General features: G+C 52.3%; 26 protein-coding genes, 1 pseudogene and 1 riboswitch. Of the genes and pseudogenes, 3 read left to right on the plus strand and 24 right to left on the minus strand.

Going from position 1 to position 26,921, the window contains the following annotated elements; all coding sequences use genetic code 11:
• Positions 1-3: 3 nt before the first annotated feature.
• From BUB67_RS04245 to BUB67_RS04315, 14 genes are all read right to left on the minus strand, one after another.
• On the minus strand, positions 4-300 hold the full coding sequence (locus tag BUB67_RS04245) for a hypothetical protein (RefSeq protein ID WP_073236293.1): 297 nt from the start codon (positions 298-300) through the stop codon (positions 4-6).
• Between the two features lie 243 nt (positions 301-543).
• Positions 544-1,185, minus strand: a complete 642-nt coding sequence (locus BUB67_RS04250) for a response regulator transcription factor (protein ID WP_073236295.1) — start codon at positions 1,183-1,185, stop codon at positions 544-546.
• A gap of 1 nt (position 1,186) precedes the next feature.
• On the minus strand, positions 1,187-3,169 hold the full coding sequence (locus BUB67_RS04255; RefSeq protein ID WP_073236298.1) for a sensor histidine kinase: 1,983 nt from the start codon (positions 3,167-3,169) through the stop codon (positions 1,187-1,189).
• A 23-nt stretch (positions 3,170-3,192) separates the two neighbouring features.
• Positions 3,193-4,353 (minus strand): iron-containing alcohol dehydrogenase, encoded by a 1,161-nt coding sequence (locus BUB67_RS04260; RefSeq protein ID WP_073236301.1) that lies wholly within the window; start codon positions 4,351-4,353, stop codon positions 3,193-3,195.
• 156 nt (positions 4,354-4,509) lie between these two features.
• Positions 4,510-5,034 (minus strand): ribosome hibernation-promoting factor, HPF/YfiA family, encoded by a 525-nt coding sequence (hpf, locus tag BUB67_RS04265; protein ID WP_073236304.1) that lies wholly within the window; start codon positions 5,032-5,034, stop codon positions 4,510-4,512.
• A 142-nt stretch (positions 5,035-5,176) separates the two neighbouring features.
• Positions 5,177-5,374: a cold shock domain-containing protein gene (locus BUB67_RS04270; protein ID WP_073236308.1), complete on the minus strand. Its 198-nt coding sequence runs from the start codon at positions 5,372-5,374 to the stop codon at positions 5,177-5,179.
• Between the two features lie 548 nt (positions 5,375-5,922).
• Entirely contained in the window at positions 5,923-6,645 is a 723-nt protein-coding gene (locus BUB67_RS04280) for a ComF family protein (protein WP_073236313.1), read from the minus strand.
• 44 nt (positions 6,646-6,689) lie between these two features.
• Positions 6,690-7,130 carry a hypothetical protein gene (locus BUB67_RS04285; protein ID WP_073236315.1) on the minus strand — a complete coding sequence of 147 codons (441 nt, stop codon included), beginning with the start codon at positions 7,128-7,130 and terminating at the stop codon, positions 6,690-6,692.
• An 18-nt stretch (positions 7,131-7,148) separates the two neighbouring features.
• Positions 7,149-7,358 (minus strand): hypothetical protein, encoded by a 210-nt coding sequence (locus BUB67_RS04290; RefSeq protein ID WP_073236317.1) that lies wholly within the window; start codon positions 7,356-7,358, stop codon positions 7,149-7,151.
• A 138-nt stretch (positions 7,359-7,496) separates the two neighbouring features.
• On the minus strand, positions 7,497-7,715 hold the full coding sequence (locus tag BUB67_RS04295) for a DUF2922 domain-containing protein (RefSeq protein ID WP_073236320.1): 219 nt from the start codon (positions 7,713-7,715) through the stop codon (positions 7,497-7,499).
• A 14-nt stretch (positions 7,716-7,729) separates the two neighbouring features.
• Positions 7,730-7,954 (minus strand): DUF1659 domain-containing protein, encoded by a 225-nt coding sequence (locus tag BUB67_RS04300; RefSeq protein ID WP_073236322.1) that lies wholly within the window; start codon positions 7,952-7,954, stop codon positions 7,730-7,732.
• A gap of 179 nt (positions 7,955-8,133) precedes the next feature.
• Positions 8,134-9,843, minus strand: coding sequence for a sensor domain-containing diguanylate cyclase (locus tag BUB67_RS04305; protein WP_084127636.1), 1,710 nt, complete (start codon positions 9,841-9,843; stop codon positions 8,134-8,136).
• Positions 9,844-9,886: 43 nt separating this feature from the next.
• Positions 9,887-10,351: a glycosyltransferase gene (locus BUB67_RS04310; RefSeq protein WP_073236325.1), complete on the minus strand. Its 465-nt coding sequence runs from the start codon at positions 10,349-10,351 to the stop codon at positions 9,887-9,889.
• Positions 10,352-10,410: 59 nt separating this feature from the next.
• Positions 10,411-11,154, minus strand: coding sequence for a sensor histidine kinase (locus tag BUB67_RS04315; RefSeq protein WP_073236328.1), 744 nt, complete (start codon positions 11,152-11,154; stop codon positions 10,411-10,413).
• A 157-nt stretch (positions 11,155-11,311) separates the two neighbouring features.
• Between BUB67_RS04315 and BUB67_RS04320 the strand changes: the two genes are divergently transcribed.
• Positions 11,312-11,794 (plus strand): helix-turn-helix domain-containing protein, encoded by a 483-nt coding sequence (locus BUB67_RS04320; protein ID WP_073236331.1) that lies wholly within the window; start codon positions 11,312-11,314, stop codon positions 11,792-11,794.
• 5 nt (positions 11,795-11,799) lie between these two features.
• On the opposite strand, the gene BUB67_RS04325 is transcribed toward BUB67_RS04320, so the two are convergent.
• From BUB67_RS04325 to fabZ, 10 genes are all read right to left on the minus strand, one after another.
• Positions 11,800-12,366, minus strand: coding sequence for a transposase (locus tag BUB67_RS04325; RefSeq protein ID WP_073236333.1), 567 nt, complete (start codon positions 12,364-12,366; stop codon positions 11,800-11,802).
• A 161-nt stretch (positions 12,367-12,527) separates the two neighbouring features.
• Positions 12,528-13,721 (minus strand): methionine adenosyltransferase, encoded by a 1,194-nt coding sequence (metK, locus tag BUB67_RS04330; protein WP_073236336.1) that lies wholly within the window; start codon positions 13,719-13,721, stop codon positions 12,528-12,530.
• 95 nt (positions 13,722-13,816) lie between these two features.
• A riboswitch (SAM riboswitch) is annotated at positions 13,817-13,914 on the minus strand.
• 63 nt (positions 13,915-13,977) lie between these two features.
• Positions 13,978-14,241 carry a YlmC/YmxH family sporulation protein gene (locus BUB67_RS04335; protein ID WP_073236340.1) on the minus strand — a complete coding sequence of 88 codons (264 nt, stop codon included), beginning with the start codon at positions 14,239-14,241 and terminating at the stop codon, positions 13,978-13,980.
• A gap of 58 nt (positions 14,242-14,299) precedes the next feature.
• Complete coding sequence (gene murJ / locus BUB67_RS04340) at positions 14,300-15,871, minus strand: murein biosynthesis integral membrane protein MurJ (RefSeq protein WP_073236343.1); 1,572 nt, start codon at positions 15,869-15,871, stop codon at positions 14,300-14,302.
• Positions 15,872-16,091: 220 nt separating this feature from the next.
• Positions 16,092-19,148, minus strand: coding sequence for a S8 family serine peptidase (locus BUB67_RS04345; protein ID WP_238456949.1), 3,057 nt, complete (start codon positions 19,146-19,148; stop codon positions 16,092-16,094).
• 150 nt (positions 19,149-19,298) lie between these two features.
• Complete coding sequence (locus BUB67_RS04350) at positions 19,299-20,762, minus strand: phosphoglucomutase/phosphomannomutase family protein (RefSeq protein ID WP_073236346.1); 1,464 nt, start codon at positions 20,760-20,762, stop codon at positions 19,299-19,301.
• Positions 20,763-21,109: 347 nt separating this feature from the next.
• Positions 21,110-22,021, minus strand: a complete 912-nt coding sequence (locus tag BUB67_RS04355; protein WP_073236349.1) for an SDR family oxidoreductase — start codon at positions 22,019-22,021, stop codon at positions 21,110-21,112.
• Between the two features lie 28 nt (positions 22,022-22,049).
• Entirely contained in the window at positions 22,050-22,916 is an 867-nt protein-coding gene (gene galU / locus BUB67_RS04360) for a UTP--glucose-1-phosphate uridylyltransferase GalU (RefSeq protein ID WP_073236352.1), read from the minus strand.
• Positions 22,917-22,969: 53 nt separating this feature from the next.
• Entirely contained in the window at positions 22,970-24,052 is a 1,083-nt protein-coding gene (locus BUB67_RS04365) for a glycosyltransferase family 4 protein (protein ID WP_073236354.1), read from the minus strand.
• Between the two features lie 203 nt (positions 24,053-24,255).
• Complete coding sequence (fabZ, locus tag BUB67_RS04370) at positions 24,256-24,684, minus strand: 3-hydroxyacyl-ACP dehydratase FabZ (RefSeq protein ID WP_073236358.1); 429 nt, start codon at positions 24,682-24,684, stop codon at positions 24,256-24,258.
• A gap of 219 nt (positions 24,685-24,903) precedes the next feature.
• On the opposite strand from fabZ, the gene BUB67_RS04375 reads away from it, so the two are divergent.
• Together BUB67_RS04375 and BUB67_RS16325 are read left to right on the plus strand one after the other, a co-directional pair.
• Complete coding sequence (locus BUB67_RS04375; RefSeq protein ID WP_073236361.1) at positions 24,904-26,577, plus strand: FAD-dependent oxidoreductase; 1,674 nt, start codon at positions 24,904-24,906, stop codon at positions 26,575-26,577.
• A 159-nt stretch (positions 26,578-26,736) separates the two neighbouring features.
• Positions 26,737-26,921, plus strand: a pseudogene (locus BUB67_RS16325) (hydrolase); the annotation flags it as partial.

A 26,921-nucleotide genomic window follows, 5' to 3' on the forward strand; every position in this document is an offset into this window, starting at 1 on the left:
TTCTCACCCCTTCGTGCTGCATAGCGGCAAGAAGTTTTTTTTAGATGCGCTGTGCCGTTCAAAGAGGCTGACAATCTTAAGGGTTTCTAATTTTTTAACCCAGGGCAGCTTTTCAATTTTATTCGCCACTTCCTGAACCGTTACAGGTGCTTCAATCATTATTACTATGTCACATCTCCCCACTACGGGGTCAACAAAATCAACTTCGATCATCTCTTCCAGCTCCCGGAGAATCTGAACAAACCCCTGCTGGTCTACATCATCATGCACGGTTACCATTAAGTAAGCCCTCAGACCCATGTGGTTAACCCCTCCCTTATGTTTGTTTTTACGGTGCCATTTACTTAATTTTCTGATTATTAAAATAATTATTTCACAGTATCCAGATCCTGTCATCGTACGTTAGGGTGGTTCTTTGGCTTACGAAGAGACTGTTCTTTACCCGCGGAACCTACCCCATAAGGTAGCAAAACTACCTGCCCGGGTAGTGAAAAAAATACCCGGGATATTTGCTATCCCGGGTTTCCACACCTAATTAATAAGTTATATGATATCCTTCTCTAACAGCTTTGCCACCAGGGCTATCCGATTATTGACGTTTAGTTTACGCATGATATTTTGAATATGAAACTTAATTGTATTCTCACTGAGATACAACTGCTCGGCAATTTCTCTGTTTTTTAACCCCTGGGCCACTAATTTAGCAATAGATATTTGCTGTTCTGTTAAAAGAGAAAGGGAAGAGTTCTTGTTTGGTACTTCCTTTAATTTATTTACAATACTAGCAGCAACCTGAGAATCCAATACGGTTTCTCCTCTAACCACCGCCCTTATCGCTCTTTTTAATTCAAAAATCTCGACATTTTTAATCAAGAATCCTTTGGCCCCGGCCATCATAGCCTGGACTATATAATCTTCCTGCTCTGCGTAGGCAGTTAAGATAATAATTTTGAGATCCGGGTAAAGCTTGGTTAGGGTTCTACAAATTTCTATACCTCTCTCCTCGGGCATGCGCTCATCCAGCAGTACCACATCAGGGCAGGTAGTTTTTATTAACTTTATTAATTCCCTGCCACTTGAGGCCTCCCCTACCACATTAAAATCAGGTTCCCTTTGCAGGGTCAGTTTAAGACCTTCCCTTACTATCTCATGGTCATCCACTATAATAAGGGAGATAGCGTTCATCTCAGTCAACTCCTTCTACTGGGATTACCGCATGTATCTCTGTCCCTCCCGAGTCCAGCCGACGGATTTTCAGGGTTCCATTAATATACTGAGCCCGCTGCAACATATTTTTTATGCCGAATTTATTTTCATCCGGCAGATTTTCCATGATGTTTTCATTAATACCAATGCCGTTGTCAATAACAGTTATCACAATTTTTTTATCACTATATGATAAATAGATTTTTATTTTCGTAGCTGAGGCATGTCTTAAAGCATTCACCAGGGCCTCCTGCACTATACGAAAAGCAATGTTGCGAACCGCACCTGGTAATTTGGGTACTGTACCGGAAGTTTGGACAGAGATACCAACTGAACCGGCCTGATTTAAGTCACGCACCAGGCTTTCTATACTTTCCTGTAAACTAAAAGATGCTTCCTTAGAGCCAGATTCACAGACAACCGTACGCACCTCTGTAACAGCTTTGTTAACTAAGCCTTCCAAATATTTAAGTTTGGCATATACCGGTGATTGAGGGGAAAGCTCATTAAAACACCATTCAAGGTGTAAACCTATGGCAAAGAGTATCTGCAGTACATTATCATGCAAATCACTGGCTATCCTGTTTCTTTCTAAATAAATAGCCTGCTCTTCACGGGCCCGAAAGAGAATATTATACATATTCTTAAGTTCCCGGTTCTTTTGTTCCAGTTGTTCCTTTTGTTGGCAGGCAACCCGGTAATGTGCTTCCGCTTTATCCTTGAGCCTGAGGGTGTCTTCAAATAACCTGGCATTTTCTAAGACAATGGCCGTTTGATTACCAAGTATTTGAAGAATGGACTGGCATACAGCGTCACTTTTATACCGGGGAAAGAACAGTATTATTAAACCCAGTGGTTTATTTCTAATCATCATGGGAAATATGACAGCATCCTCAAAACCGTATTGCCGGCGCATAAAGCCCAGGCTTTGATCATTTTTTACATTCAGACGACATATGCCGTAAGGATAAGAGAAATCATGGTCGGCAGTTAAAGTAGAAAAATATGCATCTAATACTTCTTTCTCCGCACAAGGTTCCGGTACATGAACACTGGCCAACCTGTCTGTTTGCGTCATGATTATGGCATACCTGGCATCGGTTATCTGAATCAGCGATTGACCTATGGCGAAAAGAAGCGGTTCAACCCCTTTGTTAAGCATGGCCAGGTTGTCAGATATAACTTGCAGTGACAAAAGCGCAATTTTTAAACGCTGGCTCTCCTTTTCTAATTTTTCAACAAGTGCCCGGTTCTCAATAGCTACAGCTACCGGCCCGGCAATCCCCACACAGAGTTCCACCTCCTCCTCGGTGAATGGACGACCCGGATCCTGTCTCTTAATTACCAGGGCCCCAATTACTTCTCCCCTGGAAACAAGCGGTACCAGCAGAATACATGTTTTATCAGATTCTTCTGAAAACATAACCGGCACATTATCTTTTTTTACCCGCTCCCACTTCTCTTCCATATTTTTTTGAGCAAAAAGAATATCCTGCCCCTGTGATTCCACAACCAATGAGGCAAATGTTATACTCCTGCCCTTTTTAGCTCCCAGGAGGTAACATTTAACCGGTCCTAAAACCTGTGCTACAAGCTTATTGGTTTTTTTTAATATTTGATCAAAGGGCAGGATATTACTTACTGCCCGTGATACTTCAAGAATGGCCAGTGTTTGAGCGGCCTTTTTTTTCAGGAGTTCATATAGTTCTTCTATTTCCTTTTGAGATTGAGAAAGGTTGATATTACATTTTTGCATTTGGATAATACTTTGTTTTAATTCGCTATAATGTGTTTTAGTTGAATTTTTTACCCCGATCAGTCTTTCCAGGGCAGCATTTTTGACCATAATTTCGTTAGGATATTGCTTATACCCGGAGGGATGAAGTAACTTTACCATATCAATGGCATGCTTCCTTCGGACAACTGCTTTTTGGTTATTTATTACCTTAAGTATGTGGGCCATTAAACTCACCCTCTCCATCTAAATTAACCAGAGAATGCCCGGGAAAGTATCCCACATATATCCGTTAGACCGGCATCCCTGGGATTGGTAATTAGACAGGCGTCTTTTACCGCATTAGCACTAAGAGTATGGATGACTTCTTCTGAGTATAAGCAACCGGCCCCGGCAAAACTCTCAACTATCCCTAATTCTCTAGCCAGGCCCCTGACGGCCTCAATGGCACCCCTGGCCCTCTCCCGGAGGTTTGTACCGCCTGCGGGTTGACCTAATGCCTCGGCAATATCCGCTAATCTTTCTATACATGCAGGGTAGTTATATTCCATTACATGGGGGAGCAGAATTGCATTAGCCATACCGTGTGGTAGATCAAACTTCCCTCCCACCTGGTGTGCTAAAGCATGAACCGCCCCTATCAGTGCGTTCGAAGCGGCTATGGCAGCCAGCAAGCTTGCTTTGGCCATTGCGTCCTTGGCCTCCAGGTTTGTTTTGCTGGCCACGGATTTTCCTAAATAAGCGGAAATTAAACGAATGGCGGTGAGGGAATAGGAGTCGGTAAGAAAATTGGCAGCCAGGGAGACATATGCCTCAATTGCATGGGCCAGGGCGTCCATGCCGGTATTGGCGGTTAGTTGAGGATCCTTTGTGGTTAAAATAAGCGGGTCAGTTATGGATATATCGGGAACCAGTGATTTACTAATAAGAATCATTTTTAAATTACGCTTGCTGTCCATAACCACCGCAAATTGTGTAATATCCGCCCCGGAACCCGCCGTACTGGGCACCATAATCATTGGGGGCAGCGGGTTGGTTATTTTATCTACACCTTCATAATCGTGAATTGTGCCGGGATGAGTAGCCATTACCGCCACGGCTTTAGCTACATCGATCGGGCTACCGCCGCCTATTGCTACAATTGCATCACATTTAGAATCTATATATGCACGGGTGGCCTGCTCAACTTCATAATCTTTAGGGTTCTCTGTCAAGTCATGCCAGATTTCATAATCAACCTCTTCCTGCTTTAAAAATGGTAATGCCACGTCAATCCACCCTGCATCTAAAACACCAGGGTCTGTTACCACGAAAACTTTTTCCGCACCCACCCTCCGGGCACAATACCCCACCTGCTCTATGGCACCTCGGCCAAATATTATTTCCGGTATCCTGAACTCCTGGATAAACATCTCAGTAACTCAACTCCCACCAAAAACTTTTGCTAATATTAATAATATTCACTCTTTTCCTTATACTTCCTTTTAAGTTAAAAAAATTACAAGAGCTTTTTTCAAAAACACTTCACAAATATTAAAAGCGCGCCCGTCTGGACGCGCTGGGTATTTTTATTCAAATTCCGGTTCGATTAAGCCGTAGTTGCCGTCTTTTCTCCTGTAAACCACGTTGGTCTGTTCGGTTTCCGCATTGGAAAAGACGAAGAAGTCATGGCCCAGCAGGTTCATCTGCATAATGGCCTCATCCAGGGACATGGGCTTAATGGCAAAACGCTTTGTTTTAATGACCCTGGGGGTCTCGTCTTCCAATTTGTCCTGGTTTTCCGCCAGATTGGCAACACCACGGTTGCTGCGGCGGTTGATCTTGGCTTTATAGCGTTCAATCTGGCGCTCCATTTTCTCAACCACCAGGTCCACCGAGGAATACATTTCGCCGGTGGCCTCTTCACCCCTTAACAACATGCCGTTTACCGGGATGGTGACCTCAATCTTATGTGAATCGCCTTCCACGACCAGGGTTGCTACCGCTTCTCCCAAATTATCCAGGAACCGGTCCAACTTGCCTAAACGTTTTTCCACATAGTCTCTCAGGGCCGGGGTTACTTGAATGTTCTTACCGCGAACTTGCACTTTCACAAGTACCACTCCTTTCGCAGTGTCATAGGAAATAAATGCCTGCTGTTAGTATTCCCGAAAAACCGTTAAATTCCTGCATTATTTTAACAGAATTTTAAAACCCTGGCCGGTGGCCAGGGTAGAAAGTTCTCAACCTTTATAATTAACGCTTTACAACGTTAGCAGCCTGTGGTCCACGAGCTCCTTCAACAATGTCGAATTCAACTTCCTGACCTTCAGCCAATGTTTTGAAACCTTCTTCTTGAATGGCGGAAAAGTGAACGAATACATCGCCACCTTCTTCTCTTTCAATGAAACCATAACCTTTTTCCGCATTAAACCATTTTACCTTGCCGTGCATTTACATTCCTCGCTTTCAAAATACTTTCAGAGAGCCCCATGGAACTCACATGCGCTCATCTTATCATTTTGCCTGGTCTCTGTCAAGTGTTACCTGCCCGGGAGGATTTCCGCTGCTTTGTCGAAAAATTCCTTGTTGAAAAGGTTTTTCCTGTGGACAATGTGGATAAGTCTGTTAATAACCCATCAAATCAGGGGTTTTTCTGTGGACATCAGGTGGATAGAGCTGTGTATTTTGTCAAAAAGAAGAAAAAGTTGGCATAATTTTTGTAGAAGATTTTTATTTTCCAATATATGGAATATAAATTCCGGGAATTTTGCTTTGGTGATACAGTCGTATTCTAGCCTGATTGCCTGGGCTGTAACGGCAAAACCGATGATTTTCCCTGTAATAGCACCAACTTCTGAACGCTCTGCCATTTTCTATTTTATTTCATAATATTGCTGCCGGTTCTGACGGTGGAGATATAAAAAAGGTAAGAAAAAACGCCGGAACTCCCGGTGTCCCGGCGCTTTTCTGTGTTTTATGTTGATAAGGCATTGCCAGTGCTATTTGGCTGCGTTGGCCACCGTGATGACAAAGATGCTTGCCGCCCCCTGACCCCTGAGGGTCTCTGCCATGGCAGAAACCGTTGATCCGGTGGTGAAAACATCATCTACGATCAAGATGTTTTTATCCCTGATTTGCTCCGGCGCCGTCACTTGAAAGGACCCCTGCAGGTTTTGCTCCCTCTGCTGCCGGGTCAGTCCCGTCTGGGGCGGTGTTTCGGCGGTTTTCATGAGTGCATGGCTTAACAGCGGCAGGTTGAGGCCCCTGGCTACTGCAACGGCCAGCAACTCCGCTTGGTTAAAGCCCCGCTCCCTTAATCTCCCCGGGGATAAGGGTACCGGCAGCACAAGATCACAATTCAGCAGCGGGGGGTATTTGGGCAGGGTCTCCAGCAGGAGTCTCCCCAACAGCGGGGCCAGGGATTTTCTTCCCTTATATTTTAAAAGGTGAATGGCCTCCCGCAAACCGCCTTCATAGGGACCCACTGCCCTGGCCATCTCAAAGGGCGGGGGCCGGCGGCGGCAATCCCGGCACAGGGTGACCAGCCGGCCCTGAAGAGGAACCGGCCTGCCGCAAACCGGGCACTTTGGTTTGGCTGCCCAAACCGACAGTTCATGCCGGCAGGCGAAGCACAGGTCTCCTTCGCCGGGACTGCCGCATAGCTTGCAGCCGGGCCGCTCGGGGAAAAACAAGTTTACCAGGGCTTCCAGCAGGGGGTGCATCGTTTCTCCTTCTCCTCAAAGCGCTTGAAGTATACGCTTCGTCCTTATTTCTCCGGCAGCTGACAGGACTCCTGCAAATTCGCCGGCCTGCCACCTCTTTTAACGTCAAACACCTCCGCTTCGATGCGGGCTGTTATCATACTGTCCAGGTCACGATAGAGGCGCCCCAGGGCCTGGCGGGCCGCCTGGGAAAGCTGGTTCATAACCATTTCCCTGGCTTCCCTTTGGACCTGGGTAATTTGCTCCGGTGTCAACCGACGCTCCTGATTGAGGGACTTCATCTGGTTCACCCTGGGCATGAGGCTCTTAACCACAACGGTTACGGTCTGCTCCAAGAGGTCCAGATAAAACCAATACTGCCGGGCGGCAAAACCGTCCTTGAGATTTTTCACCAACCGGTGCAGCAGCAGGGTAAGCCCGCCGGCCATGACCGGGACTGCGGCCAGCAAAAGGTCTGCCAGCAGCCATCGTATTTCTTCGGCCATTTTTTCACCTCCTCCGGGTTATAGCCTGCCGGAAGCCAGGTTTATCACCAGCAGGATTAGGGAGGCTGTTACACCGCCCATTAAACCCAGCAGCCACATAAGGATTTGCCCCAGCCTGGCCTCCAACCTTTCCAGCGCTTCGGCCTGGCACTCCTGCCATTCCTTTAAATGGCCGACGTCCGCCTCCAGGGCAGAGACCTGCCGGGCAAGGCTAAGATCGAGGGACATGGGAAAACCTCCTTTGAGGTATTGCTTTGGGGTCCTGCCGTCAGCTTTCAGCCATCAGCCTTTGGTTGTTAATTCTTTAGCTGACGGCAGATGACCGAGGGCTAACCAGGGCGGGTTTCCCCGCCCCGGCCCTTGGGTTTAGATAATGTCCATTTCGGTTACGTCGCGGCTGACGATGCGGGCTCCGGCTGCGCTTACCAGGCTGCCGCCGGGGCTGGTAAAGATGTCCTTGGCCACGATCTGGTCCATGACTGCCCGCACTTCGGATTCCTGCAGGTTGTCCCTGGGTTCGGCCACCCGCAGGGTTACTTTACTACCGGCCATGTTGACAAAGATCAGCTCCAGTGTTTTACTCATCCTTTATGACCTCCTTATTGGTTGATTAATTCGCCGTCATCCACCCGGTAGACGGCCAGCAGGGCATTGTCCTGCAGGCTGCTGATGGCCTGGGCCACATCATACAGGTCCTGGTCGGTGGCGGTCAGTTTCACCCTGGCATAGGTGCGGTTTACATAAACCGGATCTCCGCTGGCGTTGACGCCCTTTTGGTAACGCAATTTCATACTGCAGGAAAAGGGTTGTTTTACCACTGCCATTTTGGCTTCCTCCTTTGTTTTTTAGGGGCCGGCCCCTTTGGTTCAGCGCTTGATGTAATTGTAGCGGCTTCCCGGCAGAAAGAAAAAAGCCCATTTGACGCAGGTTGATAGCAGACTTGCAGCAACCGGGCTATAAAACAGGTAAAAAACACCGACTTGCGGCAAGTCGGTGTCCGATTTTAAGGAACTGCTGAAGTTACGTCCTTTTGTACTTTTAATTTGATTTCCTTTACCAGCTGGCTGTAAGCAATGGAACGGTCCCGGCCCAACTCTTTGGCCCGGGCCACCGCCTTTTCCGCCCCGAAGAAGAGTTGGTCCGGGTCGGCGGTATCCTGGGGGAAGGTGGCCACCCCGACGGATACCGTTACCCTTACCTGCTGCTTGGATTCCTCGGGCACCAGCCGGCAGTCCCTCACCTCTACGCGGATCTGTTCGGCCAGTTTTAGGGCGGCTGCTGTGTCGCAACCCGGCGCCAGCACCGCCAGCTCACCGCCCCCGTACCGGCCAAGGAGATCTGCGGGCCGGGTGACATCCCGCAGCACCGCAGCCACCATTTGAATCACCGCATCCCCTGCCCCGTGCCCGTAGCGGGAGTTGAACACACGCATGTTATCAATATTCACCAGCAGCAGGGAAGCGGGCTCCCCCGCGGCCTGGGACCGCATCATTTCCTTTACCGCCCGGTGGTAAAACTGCCTGTGGTTCAAAAACTCCGTCAACCGGTCTGTGACAGACAGGTGCCGGATTTTCTCCACCAGCATATCGTTGGCCAGCACGATACCCGCCTGGCCGCCGATAATGCTGATCATCTGCACATGCTTCTCTTCATAGGCACAGGGATGCATGTTCCCCAGCGCCAGAACACCGGTGACCTCGCCCCGGGCCAGCAGGGGAACCACCAGCACCGACCGGAAACGCCGGAAGGGACCGGCATCTGCAGGGGAATCCATGGCCCGGACATCATCGATGACAACGGGTTCTTTGCTCTCCACAACCTGTCCCACCAAACCTTCGCCGGGCGCCACCGCCACGTTGCACATCTCATCCTGCCAGGGCCCCTGAGCGGCGCCGGGTAAAAACAACTGGCGTTCCTGGGACCAAAAGAAGATTACAGCCGTATGGAACGGGACAATGCGCCGGGATTCCTGCAAAATTTGATTAAAGAAGGTGTCCGGTTCATTACTGACCCGCAAACGCCTGGCCACCTGGAAAAGGGCGGTCAGTTCCCGGTTGGACAGCTCCATATGTACATATTTACGGAAAATTAACTGGGCCGCCAGCACCGGCAGGAATAAGACCAGGGCCCAGCTGACACCCATCTTAAGATAAAGGGCAGCCATCAAAGATCCGTAAGGAGCGGTAAAGAGGTAGGTATAACCGTCCCAGCGCAGGGCATCCCAGCCAAATAAATCCGGGTGATCCCGGCGTCCGGGCAGCAGGTAGAAATAAACCAGGATGTGGTTGACGGCAAAATATACCAGGGTAAACAGAAGGATGGGCAAAATCTCGCCCTCCGCCTGCTCAAAGACAAAGGCCGCAGCGGCAGCCGCCAAGACGTGTTGGGAACTGTTAAACAGGGTGGTTCGCAATGGATTGCCGCGGTTGGCAATGCCCAGCCCGATCAGGGAGACCAACCCGGTCACCCAGGCGGTGGCCGCACCGCCGCAGATCAACTGGGTGGCCGCAACGATGACGTACCCCCCGGATAAGTAACCCTGGGGAAAGGGAACCGCCATCCACTCAGCCAGGATACCCAGGACAATGAGGATTGCCAGCGTCCCCCCCTGGTCCAGATTTAGCTGGGGAAAAATCTTCCACAGCCAGCCAAAGCCCAGCAAAATGATGGTCCATGTATAAAGTAAGCCAAGACTTCCCTGTCTTGCGATCATAACCACCCCCCTCGGTCTCCAATATTCGACAATAAATGGTAATTCACCTCCAGCCCTGGCAGAAAAATACACGGAAAACCTTTTCGGCCAGCAGGCCCTGTGGAAGTTTTCTCAGGTCCACCACCCACACCAGGGCATTATGGCAGTACAGCAGTCCGGTCAGGAGGGCCCGGTCCTTCCGGAAAGGATGCTCCGGCGGACTTTCCGGCTCCAGGGTTACCAGGCGAAAGGACAAGTTTGCCTGTAAACCCCTGAGGATATTGGCGGTATCGTCCTCCGAACCGTCATCCACCACCACGACATCCAGGTTCACCCACTGGTATTTTCGCCAGGATGCCAACCGCCGCATCAGGTATTCCACGTCCACTGCCCTGTTGCGCATCACCACCAGCATGCTCACCGGCGGGCCGGGCAGGTGCCTGAACAAACGGAACAAGTCCTGCACTAAATAGTAGATACCGTAGCAGGCCAGGATTAAAATGATCAAATAACAGACAGTCTCCCACATAACAACACCCCCTGTGCTTTTAGAGTATGTTTACACCGGCACAGGGGGTGAGCGGTAACTTATGGTTGATGTTGAAACCGGACAAAGAAGGTACTGCCTTTGGCACCGGTTTCCACCTTTATGGTGGCGTTGTGCCTGGCGGCGATGCTATAGCAGACCGCCAGGCCCAAGCCGGTACCCTGCTCCTTGGTGGTAAAAAAGGGGGTTCCCAGCATATCAAGGATGCCCACTTTGATCCCCTTTCCCTGGTCCTGTATGGACAGTACAATCTCCGGGCCGTCCACAAAGGTTTTAATTCTAAGAGTGCCGCCGTCTGACATTGCCTCCAAACCGTTGCGCGCCAGGTTCAGGACCAGTTTGGCAATTTCTTGTTCGTTTAACCACAGGTAAGGAATCATCCCCGGTTCAAACAGGACCTTTTTACCGGTTCGATCAGCTTCGGAGCTTATGGTAGGCAGCAGACCTTCCAGGATATTATTCAGTATGATACGCTTGAGATTCGATACCTTGGTAGGCGCCAGAAGAAGTACTTCTGAAATAATGGAATTGGCCCGATCCAGTTCCTCCAGCATGACCTGCAGACGTTCCTCAAAACCGGGGCAGGCTTTTTCATTGGCAAGCATCTGCAGCAATCCGCGCACGGTGGTCATGGGATTTCTTATCTCATGGGCAATTCCAGCAGCCATTTCCCCGGCTAACTTAATTTTTACCACCCGGTGAATGTTATTGGCGAAACCCTTGTATCCTGCCGAATCTTCCTTTACTAAAAGATAACTATAGACATCCCCCTGGTTTTCGCTCATCCCTAGCGCCTCCTGTAGGTTTTTGGTTCGCAAAGATAGAGTTAGCTGCCTATACAATAATTTCAATTTGAAACATTGTCAAGGATTTTAATTTCACTATGAAACATTTGATTGTATTGACAAACGCCCTCGATATAATTGACTCGAGGTGTATTGCGTGGGTATCTTCAGACAAAGAATGAAAGAGCTCAGGGAAAGCAGAGGCCTCACCCAGCAGGCTTTGGGTGAGGCATTAAACATTGGGAAATCCGCCATTGCGCTCTACGAAACAGAAAAGCGCCACCCGGACCCCGATACACTGAAAAGACTGGCCGTTTTTTTTAACTGCAGTGTGGACTATTTATTGGGCCTTACTGATGAACCCCAGAGGCAACCCCCCGACCATTTAGCTGACTTGCCGCCTGAAATTACGTCCTTTGTGCTGGACCGGAAAAACCATAAGCTTATTCGACTGATCCAGATTATTAAAGCACAGGGTTATTCCAATGAGGTCATTGAAGAATGGCTGGTTTCTTTAAGCAATACCCTGAGCTTAATTCATCATACATATCAAATGAAAAAAAACTCCGGAGCCGCTGATAAATTACTGGTTCATGAACTGAAAGAAAAGTATAAGGATAGGAGAGGCGGCAAAGAGTAAGTAAATTATCGGGGGTCAGACCCCTTTTGGGAATAATTGGTTTCTGAGGTAATAAATTTTATGTATTGATGAACACTGTTACCGGGAAAGTAGCTAAGTATTTTATCTGTTTCAACCAAGTCACTGAAGGTTTTTCCTAAATAGATATTGTAACTACTCCAATGATAATCGGCAGGATTCAAAACCATGTTGGCGCGAACAGGATTAAGATGGATATACTTGTTCACTTCTAAATTATACCCATCCTTCTCAATGATTTGTGAGTTAAATCTACCCTGAAACAAATGGCCGGAAATATCATGCTTTTGATTGAAGTAAATAGCATAGAGCATGTTTATTTTTTTCATAATCTTGCTGATATCAACATCTCCTGTTTCTATATGTAAATGAACGTGGTTAGTCATCAAACAATAGGTATACAGTTTAAAGAAATATTCTCTCTTTGCCTTGCATAATATTTCGAGATAAACTTGATAATCTTCACGATCCCTAAAAATATCGCTTTTACGGTTGCCACGGCAAACAACATGGTATATGGCGCCCGGATACCAAATACGGGGTTTTCTCGGCATATTACTCACCCGGTTTCCCTAACTTTTAAGTATTATATCACAGGTCAAGTAACTTCTGCCTCGAACCCTGTCGATGCAGTTTTTTTAGGGGGTCAGACCCCTTTTGGGGGAAAATGGAAAAGCGCTTCGTCTTGATGATGAAGCGCTTTCGTCTTTTGATCTTATTTGAGTCCTGCCTCAGCCCGCAGGATTTCCGCCTTGTCGGTGCGCTCCCAGGGGAGGTCCAGGTCGGGGCGGCCGAAGTGGCCGTAGGCGGCTGTTTGTTTGTAGATGGGGCGGCGCAGGTCCAGAGCCTTGATGATGCCGGCGGGACGCAGGTCGAAGTGACGGTTGATAAGGTCGATGATGACATCGTCACTGACCACGCCGGTGCCGAAGGTCTGCACCCGCACAGATACCGGGCGGGCAACGCCGATGGCGTAGGCCACTTGCACTTCGCATCTCCTGGCCAGGCCGGCTGCCACAATGTTTTTCGCCACATAGCGGGCGGCGTAGCTGGCGGAGCGGTCTACCTTGGTGGGGTCTTTGCCGGAGAAGGCGCCACCGCCGTGACGGGCGCGGCCGCCGTAGGTGTCCACGATGATTTTACGCCCGGTAAGGCCGGCATCCCCGTGGGGGCCACCGATAACAAAACGGCCGGTGGGGTTAATAAAGAAGCGTGTCTTGTTATCTACCAGTTCCGGAGGCAGCACATAGCGGGCCACCTTTTCAATCATATCCTGGCGAATGACGGCCAGTTCCACTTCCGGGTGGTGCTGGGTGGAAATGACCACGGTGTCGATGCGGGCCGGCCGGTCCCCTTCGTATTCCACCGTCACCTGGGTCTTGCCGTCCGGACGCAGGTAATCCACCAGGCCGCTCTTGCGGACTTCGGCCAAACGGCGGGCCATCTTGTGGGCCAGAGAAATGGGCAGGGGCATCAATTCGGGGGTTTCATCGGTGGCAAAGCCAAACATCATGCCCTGGTCACCGGCGCCGATGGCTTCGATTTCATCTTCGGTCATTTCGCCGGTTTTGGCCTCCAGGGCTTTGTCCACCCCCATGGCAATGTCCGGCGACTGCTCGTCGATGGCGGTGAGGACCGCGCAGGTGTCCCCGTCAAAACCGTATTTGGCCCTGGTGTAACCGATTTCCAGGATGGTTTCCCGGGCTACTTTGGGAATATCCACATAACAATTGCAGGAAATTTCCCCGCCCACCAGGACCAGGCCGGTGGTGACAAAGGTCTCGCAGGCAACTCTGGCCATGGGATCTTTGGCCAGAATGGAATCCAATATGGCATCGGAAATTTGATCCGCCACTTTATCAGGGTGGCCTTCAGTTACGGATTCGGATGTAAAAAGTTTTCTGCTCAACGGTGTTCCCTCCCTCTATTAACTTTTCCCGCTACCATCAAGAAATAAACCTCTCCGGCAGGAGAGGTTATTTTTCCCAGCATTTTCTCACAATGACCTCATCTGTCAGGAAGAAACTTCCTGCAGGACTTGGCACCTTCCGTGAGGTTGCCGGGTTTCATCGGGCCAGTCCCTCCACCTCTCTTGATGAGCACAGAAATATTAGCAAAATGCCAGATTTATTTTAGCAAAGCAGGTACTTTGTGTCAAACAAAATCTATTTGACTTCGTAGTAGGAACGGTCCATGGGCTCCAAATCCACCAAAACCGTGTCGATGCCGAATTTTTTCACCAGTTCCCAAGGAATCACCATATCCTTGCCGGAACGCACCAGGCCGAAATAACGGCGGGGCGCCTGCAGCACCAGGGCCACCACCCGGCCGGTTTCCAGATCAATGTGCAAATCCTTCACCGGCCCCAGTTTGGCGCCGTCCTTGAGATTGACAATGTCCTTGGTTGCCAGTTGGGTTGCTTTTATCATGGCACGCACCTCCCCTAACCCATGTTATGCGCCAGGGGCCTTTTTGGTGTGCGGCGGCCTAGCCCCGGGAGGGGCGAAGGCGCCTCAGGAATTTACCGGCATAAAGGGTAACCAGGGCTGCTTCTTCCATTTTCAGCAGAAAAACGGCCGCAACAAAGACCAGGAGCCCGGCGGAGATCCCGGCGCCCACCTGGGCCGCCAGGCCCAGGGTACCGTACGGGGCCAGCAGGCCGGCCATCGCTGCATCAACCCCCCGGGCTGCCGCGGCCATGGCGGCGGTGGCCAGGGAGGTTTGCAACAGGAATTTGACCACGCCGGCGTTCAACATGCCCGGTATCCGTTTATTGAGGAACCAGGTCAGCATGGCGGTGTTGACCAGTGAGGCAATGGAGTTGGCCAGGGCCAGGCCGCCATGCTTTAAGGGGCCGATGAGCAGCAGGCTGAAGATGAGGTTCACCACCACCGTAACGGCCATTAGTATGACGGGGGTCCTGGTGTCCTGCTGGGCATAAAAAGCCCGGGTGAGAATGATGTTGGCCGCCTGGCCCACCAGACCGATGGCATACATCATCAGGGCAAAGGCTGTCATCTCGGTGGCCCTGGCGGTGAACTGGCCGTGTTCAAAAAGCAGCTTAATAATAGGTGTGGCTAAGACCATCAGCCCGACGCCGGCGGGCAGGGAAAAGAGAATGACCATGCGGATGGCCCGCAGCACCGTATCCGCCAGTTCCTGCTTTTGACCCTGGGAAGCCAGGGCGGTAATGGTGGGGTAAAAGGCGGTGCCGACGGCCAGCACAAAAAAGGTAATGGGCATCAGGATAATCCGGTTGGCATAGTTCAGGGCGGAAATACTGCCCTCTGCCAGACCCGAGGCCAGGATGCGGTCGATAATCAGGTAGATCTGGTTGAGGGACGTGCCGATGGCCACCGGCATCACCAGGTACAGCACCTTGCGTACCCCGGGATGCCGCCAGTCGGTGTTAAATTTAAACCGGAAGCCCACCTGTCTGAGCTTGGGGACCTGCATCAGGGCCGCCAGGACGAAACCCAGCACCGTGCCGGCTGCCAGACCGTCGATACCATAGGCGCTGCCCAGGGTTAAGGCGGCAACAATGATGGTGATATTGGTGACGCTGACACTTAAGGCCGGGATGCCAAAGACCTGGTTGGCGTTGAGAAGCCCCTGGAATACGGTGGACAAACCGTAGAACACCAGGATGGGCAGCATGATGACGGTCAGCCGGGTGGCTAAGCCGGCCACTTCGGTACTTAATCCGGGGGCCGTCAGTTTGACCAGCAGCGGGGCAGCAAAAATTCCTGCCACGGTAATCAGGGAGAAAATAATAACCACCATGGTAATCACGGTATTAAACAGCCGCCAGGCCTCATCCTTTTGCCCTTTGGCGGCATATTCACTGAATACGGGCACCACCACGGTGGCCAGCGCGCCAATGACAATGGCGAAGACCGCGTTGGGAATATTATAGGCCACCACATAGGCATCGGTAACGCCGGTGGCGCCAAACATATAAGCAATGACCTGCTCCCGGACAAAACCCAGAATGCGGGACAGCAGGTTAATCACTGCGATCACCAGGGTGGCCCGGGCAATCATTTTTCCGGTGGACAAGGGTAAAACCTCCTGAATTTAGCCTTCAGCTGTCAGCCATCAGCCGTTAGCTTTAAGTTTTACTCATAAACAATAAAAGTAGTATGTTCTACTTAAAGTTCCTATATCCTGCACGTTTTGACATATAGGTCCAAAAAAGAAGGGCTTCCTCTATACGAAAACCCTTCTCATATACTTCATGTTAACAATTAAGCAGAATCCAAAAGCTGACAGCTGACAGCTACCTATTATTCTCCCGGTATTCCAGCAGCCGCACCATCACCGTAGCCGCTTCGGCCCGGGTGGTCAGGGCTTTGGGGGCGAATACATTCTCCCCTCTGCCCCGCATGAGCCCCTCTTGCACAATGATGGAAACGGACGTCCTGGCCCAAGGGGCGATGGTGTTTTCGTCTGCAAACAGGCCGAGCCGGGGCGCGCTGTCGGGGATCACCCTGTTGCTGTTCAACCGGATGGCCCGCACCAGCATGGCCGCCATTTGCTCCCGGGTAATGGGGTCGTTGGGGCCGAAGGCGCCGTTGCTGTAGCCGGCCACCAGTCCCATTTTAACCCCGGCGCCCACCGCCCCGGCACACCAGTAATCCTGAGGCATGTCGCTAAACCTGGCTGCCGCGGGGTCCTCCGGCAGTCCCAGGGTCCTCACCAGCATGACGGTAAACTGTCCCCTAGTGACCATTTCATTGGGCCCAAAGGTTTCGGGCGTGACACCCCTCACCACATGACGGGCGGCCATAATTTCAATATTCGGCTTGGCCCAGTGCCCCGTTATATCGTTAAATGTACGGCTGGCTTCCAGGACCGCAAATTTACCAAACCGATCGACGGTAAAGACGGACTTACCGGTATCCGGGTTGTAATCACTATTGATGAACTCCCACTGGCGGGTCATCTCATTAAACCGGTAGGCACCGATCTTCCGGATGTTCAATCCCGCCGTGGCACCGATGGGGGACGTAACGGTCACCTTGACCGGGTTTTTCGATTGACTGACCGCCAGCTGGCTGCCGTCGGGCCACACAATGGCGGGGCGCACCTCCACCAGCTTACCCACGGGCCGGAGGTACATCAAGGGGTCGGTGCCGGGCAGAGATTGTTCTCCCACGGACTGCCAGGCCACCCGCATCTGCAGTTGGGCCCCCTGCTCGGACTGACCGATGCGCCCGAACTCGGCGGCGGGGATTTCCACGCTCAGGCCGGGCAGCTTTAGTTCCACCGGCCGCCCGTTGCGGTAAAGCTCCGCTGCCATGGCGGCCCCAATGGCCAGGGTAACAGGCTTGTCCTCACCGGTTTCATTGCCTCCCCCGGCGGCAAGAACCACCTTACCGGTGTTCCTAGAACTTTCAATGGCCTGTCTTACTTCCCGGTCTGAAATGGGTAGCGGTATATAAGGGGAATGGTCCGGCAGCCCTTGAACGTCTACCCGCCAGACCCTGGCGGTCACCGGATTGACCGTCATCTTAACCTCCGCCTCAATGGGGAGCTCCGACCACTTTATTTCATTACCCCCCACGAAGATCCCGGCTCCGTCGGCCAGGGTCCAGCGGGTGCCGTCAAAGATAATCAACTGGTTGTTTCCTTCTTTGGACTGAACCTTGCTGGTTACGGTGGTATACAGGGCATCCAGATGGCGGACCTTTCCGTCTGCATCAAAGACCAGATAAACCTCCGCACCCGCTGGAATGTCCTTCAGACCGGCGTTCTTTAACGGGGCATCCCCCCCCACCACGCGAACTCCCACACCCGCATCCAGTTTAAAGACATCGCCGTTGGTGAAGGTAAGGGTGTTGTCCTTAACCTCACGGATGGTTCCGTGGTAGGGCAGCGTGCCATAGACCAGGGCAAAGGGCTGCGGTCCCTTGACCACCTGCTGCCCGATCACTTCAATGGTGTAGGTCTCTCCCATTTTGGTATCACTGACAATAATTTCTTCCGTATTGTTCAGACGGTCCCCGTCAATATAACCGTTGCCCCAATAGACTTCCTTACCGCCGGGGCCGGTAATTTTCAGGTCCAAATCATTCACCAGGTCCTTGCCAATGCCCGGCGTCTTGGGGTAGTCCGTGTAGGCCAGCACTGCCTTGAAGGGTTTACCGTTGCCGGTAAAGGTGTAGGTTACCTTTTCCCCGGTCTTGAGCCCCTGCCCGTCCAAACTCCTGGCATCTCCCTTTTCCAGGGCAATTAAGGACTGCTCCACATCCACCCGGCCGAAGCCCTGGTCAACGGCGGCAACTCCCGGCAGCCGGCGGGCGCCAAAAATAAGCAGCGCCTTCAGTTGGGCGGCGCTGGGAGAATGTCCCTTTTGCTGCAGGTACTGGCGCAGCAGCGCCAAGGAACCGGCAGTCAGGGCGGTGGACATGCTGGTGCCGCTCATATAGCCATAAAACTGGTTGTACATGCCGATGTAATTGTCCCTGGCCGGGTCCGGCCTGGTCTTGCGGGTAGACAGGATCCAGGTTCCCGGCGCCAGCACCTCCGGTTTGATCCGCCCGTCAAAGGTGCCCCGGCTGCTGAACCCCGCCACCTGGTCCGGGTTGTCGGAACCGGCGTCCACACCCCGGGCGCCCTCGGTGGAACCCACGGTGATGGCATTTTTGGCGGCCCCGGGGGAACTGACAAAGGGTTTGGCGGTTTTATAGCCGTTGCCTGCGGATTTCAACACCACCATGTCCGGGTGTTCCCAAACAAACTTGTCCATGCTGTAGGTATCCCAGTCATAAATACCGTCGCTGAAACTGGCTCCCCAGCTGTTGACATGAATTCTCGGTTGGCCGGGGGCATGATAGGCGTCCAGCAATAATTCATAAACAGAGGGGATATGCAAGGTGTCATCCTTGGCGTTATAGGTGGCCTGAAAGTACAAACCTGCGCCCGGGGCTATTCCCTTGACGGCCCCCTGGGACCGGGCGCCGGTGCCCACAATACTGCCGGCAATATGGGTCCCGTGCCCGTTGGGGTCGGCCCATCCGTCGCCGCTGAAGTCCTTGACCCCCACCAGGCGGTCCTTGAGATCCGGGTGCAGGGATTCCCATGCCCCGCCGTCCAGTCCCGCATCCGCCACGGCAATCACCTGACCCTGTCCGGTAAGACCGGCGCCGTTGGCGCCTTGGGCCAGGGCCCAGAGGCCCGGTATTCCCATGATGCCGGCGGCCAGGTTGTTCTCAAACCGGTAGGAGGATGCCAGCGCATCGGCCCAGACCGGCCATGGCAGCATCAGACAAACCAAAAGAAAGATCAAACAATATAGAAAAGGTTTGTATCTCTCTCTCTTGATGATAAACAAAATATCACCTCATAAATATGTACGAGCAAAACAAAAGAAAAAAGCGCCATCGAAAAATGTTCGACAGCGCCTTTCTTAATTCCTCTATAAATGATCAAATAACTTAAAATACCATCCGTAAGTTATCTGTCTTTCCCAATAATTAAAAACCTACCTTAATTTTAACAGATCCTTCACCTGTTGTTGCAGCTGATTTTTTTGTTCCGGGCTGTTGGCCTCTACATAGACCCGGAACAGCGGTTCCGTGCCGGAAGGACGGATCAACACCCAGGCACCGTCCGCCAGCACCAGCTTGGTGCCGTCCAGGGTTATTTTCTCCCGCACCGCCTGCCCGGCCAGCTCGTCAGGAGCAAAATCCTTTAATTGGTCCAAAATGTCCGCCTTTTGTTCCGGCGAGGTATGAATATCCAATCTCTCGCTGTAGAGCCGGCCAAACTCTGCATAAACCTGCTGCAGCAGTTCCGTCAGGCTTTTGCCATGGCAGGCCACCATTTCGGCGGCCAGCAATCCGGCTAAAATGCCGTCCTTCTCCGGGATATGCCCCTTAATGGACAAACCGCCGCTTTCTTCCCCGCCCAAAATGCAGTCCTTCTCCAACAGGTTCTGGCCGATATATTTGAAGCCCACCGGGGATTCGTACACCGGCTGACCATACTTCGCCGCCAGCCGGTCCAGCAGGTGGGTGGTGGCCACCGTCCTGGCCACCGGCCCCCGCCACCCCTTTACGGTCAGCAGGTGGTAATAGAGCAGGGGCAGGAACTGGTTGGGGGTGATATATTCGCCGCCGGCGTCAATGATGCCAAAGCGGTCCGCGTCCCCGTCCAGGGCCAAGCCCAAATGGGCCCCGCCGGCCTTGACCCGGCTTTTCAGCTCCGCCAGGGACTTGCCGGTGGGTTCCGGCAGGGTGCCCCCAAACAGCGGGTCCCGGTGATTGTGGATGACTTCCAGTTGAACCCCGGCTTCTCCCAAAATATGTTCCAAATAACCGATGCCGGCGCCGTACATGGGGTCGATGACCGCCTTCAGCCCCGCCCTGCCAATGGCCTGCAGGTCTACCAGGGAGGCAATGTGCTTGACATAGTCGTCAAAGGGGTTGTGCTCCGTGCAGCTGCAGGCCCGGGGCTTCTCCTCTTCCAACAGTCTGCCGTAACGCCCCTCCGGCGGCGTCAATTCATAAGCGTCGCAGGGTTCCCCCGCCTGCAGTTTGGCGATATTCTCCTCAATTTTCTTGGTGATATGCGGCAGGGCCGGTCCCGCATACTCCGGAATAAATTTGAACCCGTTATAGGGCGGCGGGTTGTGGCTGGCCGTCAGCATCACCGCCCCGGCAGCCCCGTGGATTTTAATGGCATAGGCCGTCACCGGGGTGGGGGTGGCCCCGCAGCACAGGAAGACCGGAATCCCCTGTTGAACGAACTCTTCCGCCACCGCCTCGGCAAATTCTTCGGCCAGGAAACGGTTGTCCCGGCCCACCACCAGGCCCCGTTCCCCGAGGCCCTGCCCCTTTATGTAGGCCGCCACCGCCCGGGCCACCAGCCTGACATTGTCAAAGGTAAAGTCTTTGGCAATAATGCCACGCCAACCATCGGTTCCAAAGGATATTTTATGCGTCACGGCAATCTCCTCCACGGTAACAAATAAATATGATACAAAAAGTATTTTATGAGGACTATACCATAATTATGCATATTATTCCAGCACTGGCAAGGTTTATAATGTCATTTTAACGGGAATACTATGATTAGTTAACAAAGATTGCAGTGAAGGAGATTGATGAATATGGCCAAGGCCGTGGATATAAAGGCGCTGGATAGCCGACGCAAGATGCTGGAGGGGTATTTAAGCGGGAATAAGGGGAAGAAAGCAGTTAATAGTTCGGGAAAATAAGTAAGAAGCAGAGGAGGGTAAGATTACAAAAATCTTTCCCTCCTTTGTTACTCTTGGAGAATTTATTGGTTGACTTACGGAAGATAATACTCCACCGTTTCCTTCAGCCCCTCGGCCAGACTATACCGGGGCTGCCAGTGCAGTTGGGCTACCGCCCGTCTATTATCCAGATAGCTATGCACGATATCACCGGCCCTAGGGGGACCGTATGCCGGCTCCAGGGAAGAACCCAGCTCCTGCCGGATTAAATGATATAACTCATGCACGGTGGAAGCCCGGCCGGTGCTGATGTTCAGGATCTGGCCATCGCCCTGCTCAAGGGCCAGCAGGTTGGCGGCGGCTACGTCCTTGACGTAGACAAAGTCGCGGGTCTGCCGGCCGTCGCCGAAGATAACAGCCTGCCGGTTGTTCAGCAGCTTGTCGATAAAAATGGCCACCACGCCGCCTTCCCCCTGGGCGTCCTGGCGGGGGCCGTAAATGTTGGCGTAGCGCAGGGCGGTCCAGCGCAGGCCGTAAAGTTCCCGGTAGGCCTCCAGATATTTTTCTACGGTAAGTTTGGAAATGCCGTAACCGGACAGCGGCCTGAGGGGGTGTTCCTCATCCACCGGCAGGTACTCGGGGTTGCCGTACACGGCGGCAGAGGAGGCAAAGACCACCTTTTCTACGCCGTATTTCCGGCACGCTTCCAACAGGTTCAAGGTGCCGATAATATTGACGCTGGCATCAAAAACGGGATCCCGCAGGGAAACCGGCACCGCCACCTGGGCAGCCTGGTGGATTAAAGCCCGGGGCCTGGTTTCCTTGACAATATCCGCAATCCCCGGGTCTGTAATGTCCCTTTGATAAAAGGGAACGCCCGGGGGAAGATTTTCTTTTTTGCCGCTGGATAAATTGTCTATAACAAAAACTTCATGGTTGGCCTGTAGCAAAGCCTCCACAACATGGGAACCAATAAAACCGGCCCCGCCGGTCACTAAGATTCTCACGATTCTTCTTCAGTCCTTTATCCCGAAATTATTCTCCTACGACCTCTTTTAAATATTTCCTGAATTCCTCCGCCAAATCCGGCCTTTCCAGGGCAAACTCAACGGTGGCCTTCAGATAACCCAGCTTATCGCCCACATCATAACGTTTGCCCTCGAACAAACAGCCGTAAATGGCTTCGGCCTGCACCAGCTTTTTCAGCGCATCGGTCAATTGAATCTCGCCGCCTGCCCCCGGCCTGGTGGTGGCCAGGATGTCAAAAATACGGGGACTTAAAATATACCTTCCCATCACCGCCAACTGCGAAGGGGCCTGATCAATTTCCGGCTTCTCCACCAGGTCGTAAATGCGGCAGACCCCTTCACGTTCGGTGGCTGCCTCGACGATGCCGTACCTGTTCACATGTTCCCGGGGCACTTCCTGCACTCCCAGGACGGTATAGCGGACCTCTTCGTACAGGTTCATCATTTGTTTCAGACAGGGTACTTTGCTGCGAATCACATCGTCTCCCAGCAACACCGCAAAGGGTTCATCGCCGATAAACTTGCGGGCGCAGTAGACGGCGTGGCCCAACCCCAGGGGTTCCTTCTGGCGAATGTAGTGGATATCCACCATTTCGCTGATGTCCCGCACCAAACCAAGCAATTCGTGTTTTTGTTTACTGCTTAACTGCACTTCCAGTTCCAGGGACTTGTCAAAATGGTCCTCAATGGCCCGCTTGTTGCGGCCCGTAACAATGAGAATATCTTCAATGCCCGATGCAACCGCTTCTTCGACTATGTACTGAATGGTTGGCGTATCCACAATGGGCAGCATTTCCTTGGGCTGCGCCTTGGTGGCCGGTAAAAACCGAACACCGAGCCCGGCTGCCGGAATAATGGCCTTACGAACTCTCATACTACGCTTCCTTTCTTAGGATTGATGAACGCAACCAATGCCAAACAGCGGTCCTACATTTTTGAGGACCGCTGTTGTAAGTTCTGTGAAACTGAAACAGAGGATTGAATCCCTGCCCTGGTGGCCCTGCCGATGACGCCGATCTTGTTGGCTGCCACGATGATCACCACAGCCAGAATGAAGAGCAGCAGCACCGCCTGGCTGGTGGTAATGACGGTTAACAGGAACGCGCTGATGCCCAGCACCAGGTTGATGGCGTAGATGGCCAGCACTGTTTGCTTATGGGACAGGCCCAGGGCCATGATGCGGTGGTGCAGGTGTTCCTTATCCGGCTGAAAGATGGGCCGGTGGCTCTGGTAGCGGCGCAGGATGGCGAAAAACACGTCCAGCAGCGGAATGCCCAGGATCACCATGGGAATAATGACCGAGATGGCGGTGGCTGCCTTGGCCACACCCATGACCGCCAGGACGCTCAAAGCATAACCCAGGAACATGGAACCGGTATCCCCCAGGAAAATCCTGGCAGGGTAAAAGTTGTGCCGTAAAAAGCCTAGGGTGGCAGCGGCCAGGATGAGGGCCAGAGAAACCACGTCCATGCCCAGCCCGCCCAGCAGGTGGGCCTGCTGCCAGGTGACCGCGGCCAGGGTCAGGGCGGCAATAAAGGAGGTGCCTCCTGCCAACCCGTCCAGGCCGTCTATCAGGTTGATGGCATTGGTTACGGAAATAATCCAAAAGACGGTTACGGGGATGCCCCAGGCGCCCAGATGCACCAGGTGGCCGTTGAGGGGGTTGGTGATAAAATCCACCTGAATACCAAAGGGAATCACCGCAGCTGCTGCGGCAATCTGACCTGCCAGCTTCACCTTGGCCGGCAAACCTCTGGTGTCGTCAAGAATGCCCAGCAAAATGATCATGCATCCGCCAATCAGCAGACCGATTATTCGGTTATCCAGTTGTTGAGTGAACAGCACGGTAACGCCAAAAGCGATAAACACAGCCAGCCCGCCCATGCGGGGCATGATTTTGCTGTGTACTTTGCGCGGATCCGGCCGATCAACGGCGCCTATTTGAAAAGCGGCTTTGCGAACCCAGGGTGTAATGAAAAGAGCGATTCCCAGGGCCAGCAAAAAAGCCATCGGTAAAGACGTAAGCAACGTTTATCCCTCCAAGTGAATTTCAGGCAGATACAATGACAGATCCTATTTATTCTAACCCGGGAGGTACAAACCTGTACAGCAATAAAATTAACTGCCTCGCCTGAGGAATGCCAAAAAAAATCTTTGTTGAGGCAAAAATGCCATAAACCTGACAATCCTGTTTAAATTCGTCTAAATTCTTTTTATTTCTGCCCCATGGCAAACATTAGCTCAGCTTCAGCGGCCAATTCTTCGCCTACATAGGCCCTGGCCATGCTCTTGCCAACGGTGCCGCGGAGCTTTAACACCTCAACCTCAATCCGCAGGGTATCCCCCGGGAACACCTGCCGCCGGAAGCGGGCCTTGTCGATGCCGGCAAAGAAAGCAATGCGGCCGGCATAAGCAGGCATACTAAGGATGGCCACCGCCCCCACCTGGGCCATGGCTTCGATGATTAAGACACCCGGCATCACGGGGTAATTGGGGAAGTGCCCCTGAAAGAATTCCTCATTGGCAGTGACGTTCTTTATGCCAACAACTTTTTTCCCTTGTTCCATCTCCAAAATGCGGTCCACTAACAGGAAGGGATAGCGATGTGGTAGAATTTGTTGTATGGCGTTGATATCCAGCATGTCAACCTCCGGTTTATATGTATATACGGATATTTTCGCCAATATTATAGTGGTTCCTGCCGTAAATTACAATTTTTTTGGGTATTTCTTTGGGGAAGGCCGTTGGATGTTGGCTTTTGGCCATTGGCCGTTAGCTCTTAGCCGTCAGCCTTCGGCCTTCAGTTTTGGGGTTGGGGTTTATCTGAAAACAAGATCTGCTTAGTATCGGGGGTTTTATGTATGAGAAAAGTCCTGTGGGTTTTGTCTTTTATCTTGTTGCCGGTTCTGGGGTACGGTGTGTTTGTATATAATCAGACCCTCAGGCAGGACATTGTGATTATCGGCGGCGGGTTTGACGGGTGTGCGGCGGCCCGCAGCGCTGCGGCAGCGGCGCCGGAGAAAAAGATTTTGCTGGTGGTAAATGACCCCGTTCAAGAGTTGGGCGGCATTGGCACCGCCGGCGGGCAAAATTTCACTGATATTCGTTACTGGCGGGGAAAAGTGGTTACCCAGGGTTCCTTTGGGCGCTGGTATGCTAAAGCCGGGCAGTTTTACAATACCGGTGGGCTGGCCCAGATCATTAAAGAGGACCTTGCCCAATTCCCGAATATAAAAATCCTCTATGGTTACGACATCGAGGATCTCGTTGTACAAAACAATACGATAAAGGAAGTCCGGCTTCGGAGTATTGCCCGGCAACCAAGCGGGGAGGTGGCCTGGGGGGAGAGTACCCAAAGGATTAAAGGGAAGATTTTCATTGATGCCACAGTGGACGGGCGGTTAACCCGGTTGTCCGGCAATCCCCTTAGTGTGGGCCGCAGGGACTGGCCCAGGCAATACCTGCCGGGGGACGAGACTTCTTTTTCCCGGCAGCAGGCCGCCACCTTAATGTTTCAGGTAACCGGTGTTAAGACACCGCCCAAAAACGCGCAAATCAAGGACTGGGAATTTGTCCGGGATGCCCGGGGCAGCTGGGGCCTGGCGGGTGGAAAACAGGTCTTTGCCGCCAACCCGCAGGTCATCGCCTTCAATGAGAAATACGGCCCCAGAGGCTTTGCCATCAAACCCATTAATGCTGCCAGCAACGGCAAGGACAGCAATACCTGGTGGGTCAACTGCCTGCTGGTCTTTAACGTGGATGCCCGGGCCCATGAGCGGGATAAAGGAAGCAAACGGTATCCTGCCGACACTCCCCCGGGACATTTAAACGTGGACCAGGCCTGGGTAAAGGCCCGGCAATTCTTACAGAATCCCGAGTTCATCCGCACGCTTCGGGAGTTTAAAGTACAGGACCCGGTCACCGGCCGGTGGTATGGCTTCGGTGAGGCGGAACTGGTCCGAGACAGCCGGGGATTGCCGGTGGTAGGACAGATTTTGTATATTCGGGAGTCTGTACACAGTCCGCTGTCCCAGCAAACGGACTACGGAACAGAGAACACTAACTTTGCTGTTACCACCGAGGAAGCCCGGGGGGCCGGGGCAGACTCACAGGGGGCTGATGCAGAGAACCATCCCGCCCGCATCGGCCTGGGCTATTACATGATGGACATCAATGCCTTTATTCCCAGTGATTTAAAGGCCGCCGGAAGCTACCGGTGGCCCGTCACCGGACACCTGCGCCCGGACTGGCTGGAGGCCGGCGGAGAGCCTGTCAACCCGGTCTACCTCCCCTATGAAGCCCTGCTTCCTGCCAAAGCAGAAAACTTACTGGTCCCGGGCTACGCCGCCGGCATCTCCTCCTTCGCCTGGGCGGAGCTCAGGGTCTTACCCAACCTGGCAGTCCTCGGTGACGCCGCCGGCGTGGCAGCCGCCCGGTCCCTGGCGGAAAACAAATCTCCCAGAAATTTCAGCCGGGAAGACATCACCTGGGTGCAGAAAAAACTGCAACAATTTGGGGCCAGATTAAATAAGTAAAAACCCGGTGGACTGTAACGCCGCCGGGTTTTATGCAATCTCTCATAAAATTGTTCCATTTTGAATGCTTTCCGCCTAGATCCTTTCTTAAGCGAAGCATCTGGAAAAATATGTTCATGTGTTCTTTGGACATGCTATAATACTTTTGGGGTGATTGGTATGAGTGAACATCTTCTAAAAGAGATCCTTACAGAAATTAAGGATATGAAGAGTGACATCACCGGAATAAAAACTGACATTAAGGACTTAAAGTCTTCTTTGGGTGCTTTAGAAAAAGGGCAGAAGGCCTTGGAGGCTCGTCAGGAGGCCCTGGAAAAGGGGCAGAAGGCCCTGGAGGCCCGTCA

The organism is Desulforamulus putei DSM 12395, assembly GCF_900129195.1.
GTDB classification, from domain to species: domain Bacteria; phylum Bacillota; class Desulfotomaculia; order Desulfotomaculales; family Desulfotomaculaceae; genus Desulfotomaculum; species Desulfotomaculum putei.

Excerpts from the sequence above, each read along its gene's own strand:
- BUB67_RS04245 (WP_073236293.1), bottom strand. The coding sequence starts at position 300 with ATGGGTCTGAGGGCTTACTTAATGGTAACCGTGCATGATGATGTAGAC.
- BUB67_RS04250 (WP_073236295.1), bottom strand. The coding sequence starts at position 1,185 with ATGAACGCTATCTCCCTTATTATAGTGGATGACCATGAGATAGTAAGG.
- BUB67_RS04255 (WP_073236298.1), bottom strand. The coding sequence starts at position 3,169 with ATGGCCCACATACTTAAGGTAATAAATAACCAAAAAGCAGTTGTCCGA.
- BUB67_RS04260 (WP_073236301.1), bottom strand. The coding sequence starts at position 4,353 with ATGTTTATCCAGGAGTTCAGGATACCGGAAATAATATTTGGCCGAGGT.
- BUB67_RS04270 (WP_073236308.1), bottom strand. The coding sequence starts at position 5,374 with ATGCACGGCAAGGTAAAATGGTTTAATGCGGAAAAAGGTTATGGTTTC.
- BUB67_RS04280 (WP_073236313.1), bottom strand. The coding sequence starts at position 6,645 with ATGCACCCCCTGCTGGAAGCCCTGGTAAACTTGTTTTTCCCCGAGCGG.
- BUB67_RS04285 (WP_073236315.1), bottom strand. The coding sequence starts at position 7,130 with ATGGCCGAAGAAATACGATGGCTGCTGGCAGACCTTTTGCTGGCCGCA.
- BUB67_RS04290 (WP_073236317.1), bottom strand. The coding sequence starts at position 7,358 with ATGTCCCTCGATCTTAGCCTTGCCCGGCAGGTCTCTGCCCTGGAGGCG.
- BUB67_RS04295 (WP_073236320.1), bottom strand. The coding sequence starts at position 7,715 with ATGAGTAAAACACTGGAGCTGATCTTTGTCAACATGGCCGGTAGTAAA.
- BUB67_RS04300 (WP_073236322.1), bottom strand. The coding sequence starts at position 7,954 with ATGGCAGTGGTAAAACAACCCTTTTCCTGCAGTATGAAATTGCGTTAC.
- BUB67_RS04305 (WP_084127636.1), bottom strand. The coding sequence starts at position 9,843 with ATGATCGCAAGACAGGGAAGTCTTGGCTTACTTTATACATGGACCATC.
- BUB67_RS04310 (WP_073236325.1), bottom strand. The coding sequence starts at position 10,351 with ATGTGGGAGACTGTCTGTTATTTGATCATTTTAATCCTGGCCTGCTAC.
- BUB67_RS04315 (WP_073236328.1), bottom strand. The coding sequence starts at position 11,154 with ATGAGCGAAAACCAGGGGGATGTCTATAGTTATCTTTTAGTAAAGGAA.
- BUB67_RS04325 (WP_073236333.1), bottom strand. The coding sequence starts at position 12,366 with ATGCCGAGAAAACCCCGTATTTGGTATCCGGGCGCCATATACCATGTT.
- BUB67_RS04335 (WP_073236340.1), bottom strand. The coding sequence starts at position 14,241 with ATGATAAAAGCAACCCAACTGGCAACCAAGGACATTGTCAATCTCAAG.
- galU (WP_073236352.1), bottom strand. The coding sequence starts at position 22,916 with ATGAGAGTTCGTAAGGCCATTATTCCGGCAGCCGGGCTCGGTGTTCGG.
- BUB67_RS04365 (WP_073236354.1), bottom strand. The coding sequence starts at position 24,052 with ATGGCTTTTTTGCTGGCCCTGGGAATCGCTCTTTTCATTACACCCTGG.
- fabZ (WP_073236358.1), bottom strand. The coding sequence starts at position 24,684 with ATGCTGGATATCAACGCCATACAACAAATTCTACCACATCGCTATCCC.
- BUB67_RS04375 (WP_073236361.1), top strand. The coding sequence starts at position 24,904 with ATGAGAAAAGTCCTGTGGGTTTTGTCTTTTATCTTGTTGCCGGTTCTG.